The sequence below is a fragment of the Alteromonas sp. ABE4_545 genome (assembly GCF_056161325.1).
Window position 1 is genome coordinate 45,661 of record NZ_JBSWYY010000017.1, and the last position, 14,950, is coordinate 60,610.

Genomic DNA, 14,950 nt, shown 5'->3' on the forward strand with positions numbered 1-14,950 from the left:
AAAACGGCAGTGTGTAGACTGCCGTTTTTAATCCACTTAGTGCTTTGATACCGCTATTTTTTGATTGGGGTACGGCGTACACCCAACAAAACTAACAACACCACTAATATATAGCCCATAGAGCCACCGCTCTTGGGTTTATTAGTTACGGTAAACGTGATGGTATCAGGCACGGTATTAAAACCATCTGTGACCGATACTGTATAAGTCACACTTGTGTCTTCATCTACCGTAGGGGCAGTGGCCGAATAACTGCTACCTGTTACACCATTGATGGTGAAAGTGAGGTCATCACCTTCTGGATCGGTGCCCGATGCGGTGATGGTGAAACTGCTACCTTCTTGAACTTGGGTATCATAGGTCACTTCCAAAGTAGGGGGCTGATTTATCGCTACAGTTAACGCAATTGTACGGGTGGTGGTGTAACCGTAGCTGTCAGTCGCTGTCACCGTTAAGGTAGTGGTACTAGCCTCATCCACTTCAGGCGTAGTGATCGTGGGAGCCGCAATGGTGGTGTCGTCAAATTCAACGCTAACTGCGCCTGACTGACTCCAACTCACGCTGAAATCGTCACCATTAGGATCTTCAATGCTCACCGGCAGGGTGTAGGTAGTACCTTCACTTACGCTAAGTTCGGTATTCTCGGTGCTGCCATCAATGGTGATCACAGGCCCTGCGTGAATTTGAACTGCGTTGTTCTCGCTGGCGTAAGACACGGTACCCGGAATGTTTGGAACCGTAGAAACCGCAATCAATTGAATGCTGTCGACCTCTGCGGTGCCAGCGCTTAATGTAACGGTGAAGTCTAAATCCACATCAGTAGACGCAAGGTCTTCACTTACCCGGCTGAGGCAAAGTGTACCATCGCTCTCGACTGCTTCTAAGACATCGGAATTAACGGTGTTTTCACTGGTACCCGTGTAATAAAGTGGCACACCAGTAGACCCTGTGTCATCTTCGACGCCAATTGTCGTCGCTGTCGCGTCAGATAAACTCACACCTTGATAGGCAAACTGAATATCAGACTCGCCACTCGCCGTTTTATGCATGATTGCTTCAAAGCTGAATCGCTGACCGGTGGTTTGATCACGCATTTGCTGCCATTCAACCACAGTGGTTAGACCGTTGTTAAATTGAGCGACATACAAATTGCTGTTGCTATCAAATGTCATGTCACGCCAAAGTGGTGCAATCACAGCATTAGGGGAGGTGGCATCTGCAAGTTTTTGGTTTATCCATGGTTGAGTGCCAGTATCGCCATTACCCAATTGAATAAACCCATCGTCTGTTACGGTAAAGCTAGAGTAAGTTTTACCGAAGTACTCAATTGTGCCACTGAAGTTAATCGCTAACGTATCTTGTTCATCCGTGTTCAAGTTTACAGGCGCAATATCTAACGCTGCCAAATCGATGTACCCAGAACCTTGGCCTACGTTAACGGTTGAACATTGGCTGCTATCTACGCTCGTGGCATTAACAAAGCTTGTGCCGGCGTCTGTGGTTTGGGTTAGCTCCCACGTAATGGTGTTGTCAGTGAGTTGGGCATTGTCTCCCAATGAACTTTCTACCACTGATATTTCATCTGGGAGTGTTACCGAAATCACATAGTCTCGGTCTTCATTGGTGTCGTTTGCTAATACCCGCACGGTATAGTCGGCAGTATCGCCAATAGATAAACGGCCATCCGAGTTGGAGATAATTTGTACGTCGTCTGCACCACGCGTAATATCCACACCGACTAAACCTAAGTTATCTGGCATTGTTGCACTCGACCCCATCGCAACGGCACCAAAATATTGGTCACCTTGTTCAGCACCATCTATATCCCATAAGAAACGAATATCGAAAGGGGTCGATGCTGCGTTTGACGAAGGTGCGTCTACAGTCAACGACGCATCGGCGGTTGATGTGACAGCCGCGTATGCAACCTCATAGCTATCACCTTGCTGTGAGTCACCAAAGAAATTGTGGATGATCAGCCAGTAGTCGCCGGCTTCAGGCGCGAGTACATCGATATATTCAGTTGAGCCAGAGTTAATACTCATGGCAACAATTTCATCGTCAGTGGCTTCGCCGTTTTGGTCGTAGTCGTATACCAGATAGATATCCATATCCAATGACGTCGTGCTATTGATAGTGGCGACAAAACGCACAGCATCGTCAATGGTAATGGGCACCATCACAACGCCATCAGTTAAATCGTCAAATGGGTCAAAAGCGTCGGAGTCTTGCTTAACCGTACCTGTGGTAAGCGTTGCCGCGGTTAAACCATAAACAGTTGATTGGAAATCCGTAATTTCTACAGCGACCACGTCTTGCATCAGGTAAGAATCTCGGTCCCGATGCGCTGTGATATCAACACTTTCTTCAACGGTGGAGTTTGACGCGATCACCGATACAGGAAGATGTAAATCAGGTGAAGACGAAGACGAAAGGTTAACACGGCCGTAAGACCAAGACTCAGCATCTGCAGATCCTGTTTCAACTGTGATATCCAGTGTTTGTGATTCACCTGCGGCCAAACTGAAACTTGACGGAGAGACAGAAATTGATAAACCTGATTCCATACTGTCAGTGGTAACACTCCAAGTGCCTGCCGTGGTTGCTGTTAGCGTGCGTTGCCACGTACAGGTGATCAAACAGTTGTTATCTGTGAATGAAGGTAGATTGAGTGCTCTTGGTTCACCGCCTTCGTCAGGATCGGCCGCTTCGTAATTTGCATCACTTTCATCCATGACCAAACCTGCTAATGTGGCTTGTTCGATTTGAATACGCCCTGAACCAGAAGTGTGCCAGTTGGCTTCACTGCCGTCGTAATCAATAAGACCTGTCTTGGCGGTCATGGCTAATGCTGAACGAATATTATCGGGTGTCCAATCGGGGTGAGCGGCTTTTAGTAACGCGGCTGCACCTGCAACCTGTGGCGATGCCATCGAGGTTCCATCTAAATATGCCCAATCAGCGGGGGCGGGTTCGGTAATGTCATGACCATACATTTCATCGGCGTATGCGGCATAAATGCTCACACCCGGTGCGGCGACTGCGGGGGTTAAAGTACTGATGGACGTGTTAGGTCCTCTGGAACTGAACGACGCAACCATGTCTTCTGTGCCATCACTCAGTACTTCACTATCGGCCTCGCTAATCGTGGCGGAGTGGTTGGTACCTGTTGACAGCCAGGTCATCAACGATTCACCTTGTGCTGCATCGAGATGAATACCCGGAATTACGTAAACATCGCCAACAACGTTTTCTGCGCCGCCGTCTAGGTTAATCAGCACGTAACCGCCAGCGCCACCTTCTGCGACATTGATTGCTTTTTGTACGCGTGCAATTTCTCCGCGCTCACACACCACAATCTCGCCATCGAACGTACCTGCGGGGAAGGGCTCTAAGCACTGAGCTGGGTCGCCATCAGGGTCATTACTATTTGTGTAATCTCCCGCGTAGACGACACTCGCTGTAATTGCTCCTGAGTTACTGGCGCCAGAGAGTGTGCCTGGGCTAGTTCCGCCACCGGTAAAATTACTCATGGTTTTTTCATGGGTAACATAACGTCCATGAGAGGTTGCTGCGACAGCAGTAAGCCAAGGCGCGTGCTTTTCTGTTGTTTCTGAATCGGGGCCTTCGTTACCCGCCGCATGAGCGACAAAAATGCCTGCGTTTCGAGCCGAAAGCCACGCGGCATTGAGTGAACCTGACCAAGGATACCCGCCACCAGAGACGGAGTAGTTAAGTACATCTACAATCCCTGTTTCGATCGCATCTTCTATTGCGGCAATAGAGGCCGACGCATAACAGCCGGTATAGCTGTCATCATCTTCACCGGGTAAACACACCTGGAACGAGATGATATTGGCGTGAGGAGCGATACCTGAGGTTTGGTCAAAGGTAAAGCTACCTACTGTGCCATCACCGGTCTCATTCCCATATTCGAGACCGAGTTCAGGTACGTTATATAAAATATTACCCGCTGCCGTACTTGCTACGTGTGAACCATGACCATTGTAGTCTTCACCGGTTTGAGCGAGACCAACAGGAAACACCGACGTATCATTGTATGCATTGGTGAGTACGTTATAGCTATACACCCCAATTAATTTATCGTTACAAAGTGATGGGGCTTCGGTTTCGCAATCGCCAAGATATTGCCCAGAACCGAGCGGGTTAACATGCGTGTACCCATCGCCACCCGTCGCAGCGAACGCAGGGTGGTCGGTGTTAATACCAGTATCGAGTATACCAACAACGACATTTTCACCGAGTACCGCACCTGCGCTACCCACGCTACCTTGCCAAAGTTGATCTGCCCCCAGCAGTTGGTAGCTGGTATCTGTGGTAAGGGTAAACACCTGATCGCGCTCTATGCTGCGCACGCCAGAAATTGACGCAATTTGTTGTGCTTGGGCCGGTGTTGCTTCAATCACTGCACCATTTAGAGAATACGAAAACTGTTTTATTGCAGTGTCAATGCCAACGCTCGATGAGAGTTTGCTGAGCATTGCGGATTGTTTTTTGGCTAGATACTCGTTGTACGCTTTAACTTCAGTGCGTTCAGTGTCGAGCTTTTTTGTGCCCGATTGCTTAGTGGGGTTCGTTGCGGCGAGACCGTTAATTGTGCCGTTATAGGTGGCCACTGACGCGTCGTCGAACTGAACTATATAGCGGTATGTTGTACTGTCGAGTGTGCTTGATTCGTCAAATCGTTTTGATATTCGGTTATTTTTGACATGTTTATTTATAGAAACAGGCTGTAAAGATATACCTGTTTGAGTGGTTGCTGCAGCGTGAAATGTCAACGCGGCAAAACTGGCAGACAATGCCAGTGGAATGGGTTTAATCACGATTACCTCCAATTTAAACCCCATAGGGTGGTGAATTCGCTGGGCGTCCTGTTAGCGTAAACTGAGCTTATCTTAAACGATTTGGTTATCAATAAACATCGTCATGATTGTTCAGTATAGCGTGATTCTAACAGGTTAAAGTTTGCGATGGTTTTTTAAATTCTTCGACATAATTTAAGTAAGCTTTACACTGCATCGATAGAGAAATAATGCGATAAATTTAACCTGTAGTAACTTAGTTTTAACAACCTGCTCAGGAATTAGGTTATTTATCACTTTGGGGCTTAAAAAATTAGGATAACCCATCTCATTACCCATCAAAATGACCTCGAAATAGCAAGGTGAGTGAGGTGTATCTGGTCTAGCATAATCTCACAGGGTCAAACTTACCGTAATGTACGGAACGAGGTAACGACAGTGAAAGACCGGAATCATTTAGCCAAAATAAAAATAACAAATGCTGTGCACATCATTGAAAATGGGTTGATCGACATACCCATGCTACAAAGGCTTTCTCCCGATGGTGAGGTGGTGGGCGACACCAACGTCACAATGCCTAGAGAAGTTGCCGAGCGTATTTATCAAACTATGAGTTATATCCGTATTTTGGATGAGCGCATGGTTGCTGCACAGCGCCAAGGCCGTATTAGTTTTTACCTTGCCAGTACCGGTGAAGAAGCAGCGTCGGTAGCGAGTGCCGCTGCACTCGAACCACAAGATATGATCATGTCACAATACCGCGAACAGGGAGCACTGGCGTGGCGTGGCTATCGCACCGAACAGTTTATGAATCAGATGTTCAGCAATCAGGAAGATCCTAATAAAGGGCGCCAGATGCCCATCCATTATGGTGACAAACCGCTGAACTTTATGACCATATCATCCCCGTTAGGTACGCAAATCCCCCAAGCTGCAGGTTATGCATACGGTCAGAAATTGGAAGGCGTTGATGCAGTCACTATCTGTTATTTTGGTGAAGGCGCAGCGTCAGAGGGAGACTTTCACGCTGGTTTAAATATGGCGGCGGTTCTCAATTGCCCGGTTATTTTCTTTTGTCGCAATAACGGTTATGCCATTTCAACACCGGCGGAAGAACAATTTGCTGGTGATGGCATTGCCTCTCGGGGAATTGGCTACGGCGTTAAAACGATCCGTGTGGATGGCAACGATCCCATCGCTATTTATGAAGCCACCCAACAAGCGCGTAAAATTGCGTTATCACAAACATGCCCCGTATTAATTGAGGCCATGTCGTACCGACTGGCTGCGCACTCCACGTCTGATGATCCAACCGGTTACCGCTCAAAAGATGAAGAAGAAAAATGGCGTGCGAAAGATCCTATTGCACGAATGAAAGCGTGGTTGTTGTCACAAGGTTGGTTAGACGAAAGTGCCTTCGACAAACACTTAGAGCAACAACGTCAGGGCGTACTCGCTGCACTTAAGACTGCTGAGAAAATACCGGTCAATGAACTCAAAGATATCATTGAAGACGTTTACGACACGCCGCCCTGGCACCTCAAAGAACAACTAGAAGAACTTGAAGCCCACGTGCGCCTGTACCCACAACATTATCCGAAAACGGCAGGGAGAAACTAATCATGGCAAAAATGAATTTGTTACAGGCAATAAATAACGCCCTGATTACTGCGATGACGGAAGATGAAAAAGCCGTGGTATTCGGTGAAGACGTGGGTCACTTTGGTGGCGTTTTCCGCGCTACCAGCAATTTACAAGAAAAGTTTGGCAAGCATCGTTGTTTTAATACGCCACTAACAGAACAAGGTATTCTCGGCTTTGCCAATGGTTTGGCATCACAAGGTGCTACGCCTATCGCTGAAATCCAGTTCGGTGATTATATATTCCCTGCGTTCGACCAAATCGTGAATGAAACGGCCAAGTTTAGATACCGTTCAGGCGGACAATTTGATTGTGGCGGCCTTACTATACGAACGCCTTACGGTGGTGGAATTGCTGGTGGACACTACCACTCACAATCACCAGAAGCGTATTTTGCCCATACGCCTGGAATGAAAATAGTGATCCCACGTAACCCTTATCAAGCTAAAGGGTTGTTGCTAGCCAGTATTCGCGATAAAAACCCAGTGTTGTTTATGGAGCCCAAACGCCTATACCGCGCATCGGTCAGTGAGGTACCTGAGGAAGATTACACTTTACCACTAGGGAAGGCTGATATTGTTCAAGAAGGTGCTGATATCACGTTATTGGCGTGGGGTGCGCAAATTGAAATCGTACAAAAGGCGGCCGCTATGGCGCTTGAAGACGGTGTCAATTGTGAAATTATCGATCTGCGTTCCATTCTCCCGTGGGATGTACAAACGGTATGTGAATCTGTGATGAAAACCGGCCGTTTGTTAATTAACCACGAAGCGCCAAAAACGGCAGGGTTTGCAGCCGAAATTGCAGCGACAGTTCAGGACAAGTGCTTTTTGTACCTAGAATCTCCGATTAGCCGAGTGTGTGGTTTAGATACGCCGTATCCATTGGCCCATGAAAAAGAATACATGCCCGATGAATACAAAACCTATGAAGCCATTAAACGCACCATGCATTACTAAGGAGCTCTGACTATGATGACAGAATTTATTTTGCCAGATATTGGTGAGGGAATTGTAGAGTGCGAATTGCTGGAATGGCTGGTCAGTGAAGGTGAGCGCATTGAAGAAGACCAGCCAGTGGCTGAGGTAATGACAGACAAAGCGACAGTTCAAATTCCTGCGATGCATGCTGGGGTGGTGAAAAAGCTGCACTATCAACCTGGCGACATTGCCAAAGTCCATGCGCCTTTGTTCGCGGTAGATGTAGAGGGCGATGATCAAGCACCGAGTAAAACTGAAAGTGCCGCTGATAGCGTGCCCGAAACTGTTGAAACATCTACTACAGCGTTAACGACGCCAACTAATGATAGAAGTGAAGATTTCATTCTCCCTGATATCGGCGAAGGCATAGTAGAGTGCGAAATTGTTAAATGGCATATTGTCGAAGGTGACTCGGTAGAAGAAGACCAGGTTGTAGTTGAAGTGATGACGGATAAAGCTGTGGTTGAGATCCCCGCAAAACACAGCGGCACCGTAACAAAGTTGTATCATCAGCAAGGCGAAATAGCGAAAGTACACACACCGTTATTTGCGTTAAGTGCTGAAGGAGCAACGTTAAGCGAACAGGGTAAAACAAGCGAAGAATTACCAAGCACACTTAAAGATAACCAAACGACTACGAATGCAGACAAACCTCATGCTAAAACCCAAGTCGCAGACGGCAGAGAAGATGCTTTTGAGGCGCCAGTATGTATTCCGGGGAAAGTATTAGCAAGCCCTGCTGTGCGTCGCATCGCACGGGAGCAGCAGATTGACCTAGCGACAATCAAAGGCTCGGGTAAAAAGGGGCGAGTGCTTAAAGCCGATTTGGCAAGTGTAGTTGCACAGGCGAAAAATAACGTGAATTCGCCGGCCCCACATTCATTTGATGCAATTGCAGAGTCGAAAGAAGCTAGTAGTGTGTCAACAGCGGATCGCACGATAAAATTAAAAGGCGTGCAAGCTGCAATGGCAAAACAAATGGTCGCTTCAGTGTCGACGATCCCCCATTTCACGGTAAGCGACGAACTCGATATGGGGCCACTCACTGCGCTCAGGTCTACGCTAAAGCCCGCGTTTGAAAAAGAGGGTGTGAAACTTTCATTTATGCCTTTATTTATCAAAGCGCTGTCGCTGGCATTAAACGACTTCCCTGTGATAAACAGCCGTCTTAATGATGACGCAACAGAATTAACCTATCTCAGTGACCATAACATTGGGTTTGCTGTAGACAGCAAAATTGGTTTACTCGTGCCCAACATCAAGCGTGTACAAGACTTGTCTTTGTTAGATATAGCCAAAGAAATGCAATCACTAATCGCACTGGCTCGTGATGGCAAGTTACCAAGCGCATCGTTAAAAGGTGGCTCAATCAGTATTTCAAATATTGGTGTATTAGGTGGAATGGTGGCAACACCTGTAATCAACAAACCAGAAGCGGCAATAGTCGCGTTGGGTAAAACCCAAACCTTACCGAGGTTTGACGACAAGGGTGAGGTTATCGCTCAATCTATCATGAATGTCAGTTGGTCTGGTGATCACCGCATCATCGATGGGGCCACGATGGTAAGGTTTAACAACCTTTGGTTTGACTATTTAACCAACCCAAGTTTGATGTTGATGCATCTAAAATAAATAACACAAAGCGGGCGTTTAGCCCGTTTTTTATGCGTTGCAACAAGGTTATTGGCCTGATTGAAAGGGAAGCGGTAAACTAACCCAAAGAGATTTAAGAGTTATAATCACGTGCTGAGTTATCAACACGGCTATCACGCCGGCAACCACGCAGATTTGATCAAGCATTTATGTTGGGTCAACACTATTCAAAAGCTAAAAAGAAAGAACAAATCCTTTGTATTGTTCGACACACACGCAGGGGCGGGGAGCTATGCCTTGTCGTCTGAACAGTCGAGTAAGAATCAAGAGTACCTGACGGGAGTTAGCCCCGTCATGGCAGTGGATACGGCGAATCCGTTATTGGTTGAATACAAACACGTTACGCAGCCGTTTTGGCAGCAACAACAGTATCCTGGGTCGCCGTGTATCGCAAAAGCCTTATTAAGAGAACAAGATCATTTTCACATTATGGAGCTACACCCTGGTGAATTTGGTTTACTCAAGCAAAACATGAAGGCGTGTAAAGGTGAAGGCTCTGTTCATATCCATCATCGCGACGGATTCGAAGGATTACTCGCGATGACGCCACCGACACCTAATCGCGGCGCGGTATTGATCGATCCGCCCTACGAACAAAAACAAGAATACGCTGCGGTAGTGAAAAACGTTGAGGCCATGATGAAGCGTTGGAGCAACGCGCAAGTGTTGATTTGGTATCCGCTGTTATCCGAGAGAGCTGGGGCGAAAACGGGCGCCAGTGAACAAATGTGTGAGCAATTGGCAAACGCGGCGGCCAATGTGGTGAATATCCAGTTGCACGTAGACGAAAAAGAAAATGATTCGGGTATGTACGGCTCAGGGATGCTAGTTCTGAACCCTGCGTGGGAATTGGACATCGACGTAGCCAACGCGTTAGAAAGCGTTCGAGAAGTATTGGGCGAGGCTGCAAGGGTAACGGTGAATTGGTTAGCCAAAAGCGAATAGATGACGGTAAAAAAAGCGCTTAAACACTTTTACATACCTGAAGAGCAATCGATTTATCTGTTGTCGTCAAAAGATGCCAAAAAGCTAAAAGATTGGGTCTCTTTGTGCACGGAGCAGCTAGCACACGCGGGTTATCGAGATATCGCCTTGATCGGCAAAGGCGCGTATGGGTTCGCTTTTGCCGGTAAAACCGCTAATAACGAATCGCATGTGTTTAAGTTTTCGCGTATTACCCTGCCACAACATATTCAAGACCGGCTCGAAGAAGAAGCCTTTATGCTGGCCCATGTCAATCATGAGCTAGTGCCTTCGCTTATCGAATTTCAACAGATACGGCGGCAATCTATCTTGGTAATGGACCGAGCTAGCGGTGACGACTTAGAGCAAGTGAGTTTACGACAAGGGGCGCTCCCACCCAGAGTGGTCGTGAAAATTGCTGTGCAAGTGGCGGATATTTTGCTGTCTTTACGTAACTATCACGAATTAGGTGAAGCCAAACCCATCGTTCACGGCGATATTAAACCGTCTAATTTGGTGTGGGACGCGAAACTAGAGCAAGTGGCTTTAATCGATTGGGGATCATCGGTATTTGCTCAGGTAGATTGCCAACAACACTTTGTAGGTAACAACGTGATGGATTTAATGTCTGGCGACATGCAACACACTAGTGCCAGACTGGGTGATATCTACTTTATTGGTGAAGAGCAGCTCAACGGCGCGCTTTCAAGCCCTCGTTTTGACGAGCAAGGATTGGCCAGCACTTTGTATGCGTTAGCATCAGGTCAATCTGCTAAGTTTGGCTGCAAAGTTATTACCCCTTCATCCTTGGGATTGCCCAAAATGTTAGCCACTATTCTCACCTATATGCTGAGTGACGACGCGGAAGAAAGACGTCAGGGCGGTGATTATTTTTTCAAGCATTTACATGTGTTAAAACATATGGTGTTTACAGCCGACGAACCTCATCGTTACACACCTCTCATTCCAACATGGCTTGCTACGTCTCCGAAGGATATCGAAACTGTTGTGTACAGTTCTCGGAAGTCTTTTCTACGCCAAGAAGTGCCACAGGAAAGCCTCGAAGAGTTGCATGATATTAACGACGCCCAATTCGACCGTTACTACAAAAACTATTTACAAGGCATGGGAGAAACAGAAAAAGCGCTGATTGCCGCGGTGAGTCGGCTAGGGAATTTCCCCGTGGTAGGAGGGCTGGTTATTCGCTGGCAACCGGAAGGTATTTATGTCGATTCGAGCTTGAATTTGCATAGCGAGCCGTTAAAGGCAGCATTTGAACAATCGGTAAACAATGTGATCACACTGGCCCGAGCGATTCATCGTCAAGGTGTATTTAAATGTTGTCTGTTCAACGCAAAAGATACGTTACATATAGAGCGGGAAAATACGCTTCAACCGTTTGAACCGCCTGTGGACATGGTTATTCCCTTTGACGTTGCCGACAGTGGCAGCGTGCAAGAAAGTAGTCGTATGCACTCGTATTTTGAAGACGGTGATGACCCCGATGAATTACTCACGCTTCCTACGCCAATGTTGCGCTATATCACTGAGCTTAATAGCATTCATCATACCGGCTGCATCATTTTCGAAGCTCTTGAAACACACTTAAAAATCCACAGTTATTATGTATTGCTCGACAGTACCCAACACCAAAGATTTACTGAGCTTTTGGCAAATATTCTGGCAACGGTGAATCAAATTGATGGTTTAGGTATTTCGGGTTTTATGAAGTTACCTTACAAAGACACCCGGTTTTTTGATCACCGTGCACAATTACCGGAAAAGTATTATCCTCGTAACCCCAAGTCTAGGGTACAGTAATCAACGCGTGCTCCCTGTTACGTCTTGGTGCATTCTATATTTATTGGAGAAATTGACAGTATGTCAGAAGTAAAACTCGCCTCATTACTTGAATTGGAAACCTTGGAAACTGGCTTGTATCGTGGTCAAAGCTGGGATCTCGGCTTTCGCGCATTGTTTGGCGGGCAAGTTTTAGGGCAAGCACTAACCGCTGCGTATAAAAGTGTGCCTGAAGGGTTGGTTGCTCATTCATTTCACACTTACTTTTTGCTCCCGGGCGATGCGAAAAAACCGGTAGTTTACGATATTGAAATTGTCCGTGACGGCAGAAGCTTTTCAGCCCGACGTGTTAAAGCGATTCAAAATGGACGCAATATTTTTTACATGACGGTGTCTTTCCAACGTCCAGAGGAAGGCATGAATCATCAGTTTTCTCCTATGCCTGACGTACCAGGCCCGGAAGAGGTTGAATCAGACATTACCTTTTACGAGAAAAACTATGACCGTATCGCTCGTCCTATGCGCGAGGCGTTGAGTTATCACCGACCTGTTGATATTAAAACCATTGATGCGAAAAAATCCTTTAGTTCTACCAAACGCGATCCTCAGCGTTTTATTTGGATGAGGGCAAGAGAAGCTCTGGGCGCAAACCAGTCTTTGCATCAGTCTACGTTAGCCTATGCGTCTGACTATCATTTTTTGAGTACCGCATTACAACCTCATGGCATTTCGCTTACCGAGAAAAAACTGGCGATTGCCACTATCGATCACGCTATGTGGTTCCACAAACCCGTTAACTTTAATGAATGGTTATTGTATGCCACTGAAAGCCCATTCAGTGGCGGTGCTAGAGGGTTAGTGCGGGGGCAGATTTTTAATCAAAGCGGTGAGCTCATTGCCACAACGATGCAAGAAGGGCTAATGCGCAAGCTGAGCGAAGAAAAAGAGTAAGCTGATGAAATACCAATTAGGTGATAAGCACGTACGTACCGGTAACCATGTTTATCTGGCGCCCGGAAGTCACGTTATCGGAGATGTAACCCTGAATGACAATGCCAGTGTGTGGTTTAATGCGATTATTCGTGGCGACATGCACCCCATCGTTGTCGGTGAAGACACCAACATTCAAGATGCTGCGGTACTGCATACAGACAAAGGCGTACCTCTGATATTGGGCAAGGGCGTGACCGTCGGACACAAAGCGATGCTACATGGCTGTGAAGTCGGTGATTTTAGCCTAATTGGTATTAATGCGGTTGTGCTCAACGGCGCTAAAATTGGCAAATATTGTATTATTGGTGCAAATGCCTTGGTGACTGAAAATACGGTCATTCCAGACTATTCTCTGGTTGTTGGTTCACCAGCAAAAGTCATTCGTCAACTTGATGAACGTGCTGAAGAGCAATTACAAGCGTCTGCGGCACACTATGTCGACAATGCGCAGTATTTTGCTACCGAGCTTAAAGTACAAGACGATTAAACCACGACATTTCAGCACAATAAAAAACGCCCAGAACTATCTCTAGTTCCGGGCCTAGGGGAATGGCTCATTGCTGAGCCGTGCGCTAACTTTTACAAGGGAGAAGTGCACTGTAAATAAATCACAATGGAAAGTAACTATAGCGCAATATCGTTTATTTTATAAACAAAACGGATGATAAATTATGGTTGCTATGGCTAACAATATGAATTCGTTTGATATTTAGTTTAGAACATTTTTTAAACTCCTTGTGAGAATGACTTAATTGTTCAAGAGTTGTCCCGATATTTTGCACAATTTACGCATAGCTTTTCCACAGGTGCGTTAGTGGTATTCATGTTACTTTCACCTATACACATTGAGTATTCATGAAATGTATATTGGTCATGATTTTTCATAGTTTGAGTTATAAGCTTTCCACGGGCATAGTGGTTTGCCTAATGACTGTGTTTGACTAATTTAAGGAATAGCCATGAGCGAATTCACTACACATATTCCTCCTCTTCGCACGCTAATGGGGCCTGGCCCATCTGACGTTGCGCCGCGTGTGCTCAATGCCATGACTCGTCCTACTGTGGGCCATCTTGATCCAGATTTTATTGCACTCATGGACGAAACCAAGCAGCTTTTGCAATTTGCTTTCAAAACAGAAAACCCGCTCACCATGCCTGTATCAGCACCAGGATCTGCGGGCATGGAAACTTGTTTTGTGAATCTGCTCGAACCTGGCGACAAAGTCATTGTGTGTATTAATGGTGTGTTTGGCCTACGCATGAAAGAAAACGTCACCCGAAGTGGCGGTGTATGTGTAACGGTAGAAAATGAGTGGGGTACCCAAACTGACCTTAATCAGTTGGAAGACGCACTTAACGCTCATCCGGACACTAAAATAGTTGCCTTCGTACATGCTGAAACTTCTACCGGTGTGCGCAACGACGCTGCAGCTATTTGCGCATTAGCACAGCAATTTGATTGTTTAACGATTATGGATGCAGTGACATCACTCGGTGGCATTGACGTTAACATTGATGCGTGGGGTGTTGATGCCGTGTATTCAGGATCTCAAAAATGTTTGAGCTGTGTACCCGGGTTGTCTCCTGTGAGTTTTTCGAATAGAGCGGTTGAGGTTATTCAAAATCGTAAAACGCCAGTACAAAGTTGGTTTCTCGATTTAAACCTTGTTGTTGGGTATTGGGGGCAGGGTGGAAAGCGCGCTTATCACCATACGGCACCGGTAAATAGTGTGTATGCGTTACATGAGTCACTCGTGATGCTCTATCAAGAAGGGTTAGATGCAGCATTCCAACGTCATGCTTCACTCCACACTAAGTTAGTCAACGGTTTACACGATCTTGGTTTGGAAATGGCGGTTGATGCTGCCTATCGCTTGCCGCAATTAAACGTTGTCAAAATTCCTGATGGCGTTGATGATGCCCAAGTGAGAAATACCTTGCTTAACCAATACAACCTCGAGATTGGCGCAGGCTTAGGTGCATTCGCGGGTAAAGTATGGCGCATTGGCCTGATGGGGTCTGGTTGTACCGATAAAAACGTTGATTATTGCTTATCGAGCTTAAAAGCCGTATTGAAATAATATGAGCTTGCCTACA

At 46.4% G+C, this 14,950-nt stretch carries 9 protein-coding genes; 8 read left to right on the plus strand and 1 reads right to left on the minus strand.

Annotated features, from left to right (window positions below; all coding sequences use genetic code 11):
- Positions 1-53 precede the first annotated feature (53 nt).
- On the minus strand, positions 54-4,844 hold the full coding sequence (locus ACXAH6_RS14605) for a S8 family serine peptidase (protein ID WP_474877965.1): 4,791 nt from the start codon (positions 4,842-4,844) through the stop codon (positions 54-56).
- A gap of 417 nt (positions 4,845-5,261) precedes the next feature.
- Here ACXAH6_RS14605 and ACXAH6_RS14610 point away from each other — a divergent pair, with 417 nt between their 5' ends.
- The 8 genes from ACXAH6_RS14610 (at position 5,262) to ACXAH6_RS14645 (ending at position 14,934) form a co-directional block, all read left to right on the plus strand.
- Positions 5,262-6,443, plus strand: coding sequence for a thiamine pyrophosphate-dependent dehydrogenase E1 component subunit alpha (locus ACXAH6_RS14610; RefSeq protein WP_474877967.1), 1,182 nt, complete (start codon positions 5,262-5,264; stop codon positions 6,441-6,443).
- A 2-nt stretch (positions 6,444-6,445) separates the two neighbouring features.
- The gene (locus tag ACXAH6_RS14615; RefSeq protein ID WP_474877969.1) at positions 6,446-7,423 is read left to right on the plus strand and encodes an alpha-ketoacid dehydrogenase subunit beta; all 978 of its coding nucleotides are present in this window, start codon (positions 6,446-6,448) and stop codon (positions 7,421-7,423) included.
- A 12-nt stretch (positions 7,424-7,435) separates the two neighbouring features.
- Positions 7,436-9,076 carry a dihydrolipoyllysine-residue acetyltransferase gene (locus ACXAH6_RS14620; protein ID WP_474877971.1) on the plus strand — a complete coding sequence of 547 codons (1,641 nt, stop codon included), beginning with the start codon at positions 7,436-7,438 and terminating at the stop codon, positions 9,074-9,076.
- 111 nt (positions 9,077-9,187) lie between these two features.
- Positions 9,188-10,042, plus strand: coding sequence for a 23S rRNA (adenine(2030)-N(6))-methyltransferase RlmJ (locus ACXAH6_RS14625; protein ID WP_474877973.1), 855 nt, complete (start codon positions 9,188-9,190; stop codon positions 10,040-10,042).
- Positions 10,043-11,881 carry a serine/threonine protein kinase gene (locus ACXAH6_RS14630; RefSeq protein WP_474877975.1) on the plus strand — a complete coding sequence of 613 codons (1,839 nt, stop codon included), beginning with the start codon at positions 10,043-10,045 and terminating at the stop codon, positions 11,879-11,881.
- 60 nt (positions 11,882-11,941) lie between these two features.
- Positions 11,942-12,811, plus strand: a complete 870-nt coding sequence (locus ACXAH6_RS14635) for an acyl-CoA thioesterase domain-containing protein (protein ID WP_474877976.1) — start codon at positions 11,942-11,944, stop codon at positions 12,809-12,811.
- A gap of 4 nt (positions 12,812-12,815) precedes the next feature.
- Complete coding sequence (locus ACXAH6_RS14640; RefSeq protein ID WP_474877978.1) at positions 12,816-13,340, plus strand: gamma carbonic anhydrase family protein; 525 nt, start codon at positions 12,816-12,818, stop codon at positions 13,338-13,340.
- A gap of 472 nt (positions 13,341-13,812) precedes the next feature.
- Complete coding sequence (locus tag ACXAH6_RS14645) at positions 13,813-14,934, plus strand: pyridoxal-phosphate-dependent aminotransferase family protein (protein WP_474877980.1); 1,122 nt, start codon at positions 13,813-13,815, stop codon at positions 14,932-14,934.
- The last annotated feature ends 16 nt before the right edge of the window (positions 14,935-14,950 follow it).

Bases quoted from the DNA above. Each gene is read 5' to 3' on its own strand.
- ACXAH6_RS14645 (WP_474877980.1), top strand. From the start codon at position 13,813: ATGAGCGAATTCACTACACATATTCCTCCTCTTCGCACGCTAATGGGG.
- ACXAH6_RS14640 (WP_474877978.1), top strand. From the start codon at position 12,816: ATGAAATACCAATTAGGTGATAAGCACGTACGTACCGGTAACCATGTT.
- ACXAH6_RS14630 (WP_474877975.1), top strand. From the start codon at position 10,043: ATGACGGTAAAAAAAGCGCTTAAACACTTTTACATACCTGAAGAGCAA.
- ACXAH6_RS14615 (WP_474877969.1), top strand. From the start codon at position 6,446: ATGGCAAAAATGAATTTGTTACAGGCAATAAATAACGCCCTGATTACT.
- ACXAH6_RS14635 (WP_474877976.1), top strand. From the start codon at position 11,942: ATGTCAGAAGTAAAACTCGCCTCATTACTTGAATTGGAAACCTTGGAA.
- ACXAH6_RS14620 (WP_474877971.1), top strand. From the start codon at position 7,436: ATGATGACAGAATTTATTTTGCCAGATATTGGTGAGGGAATTGTAGAG.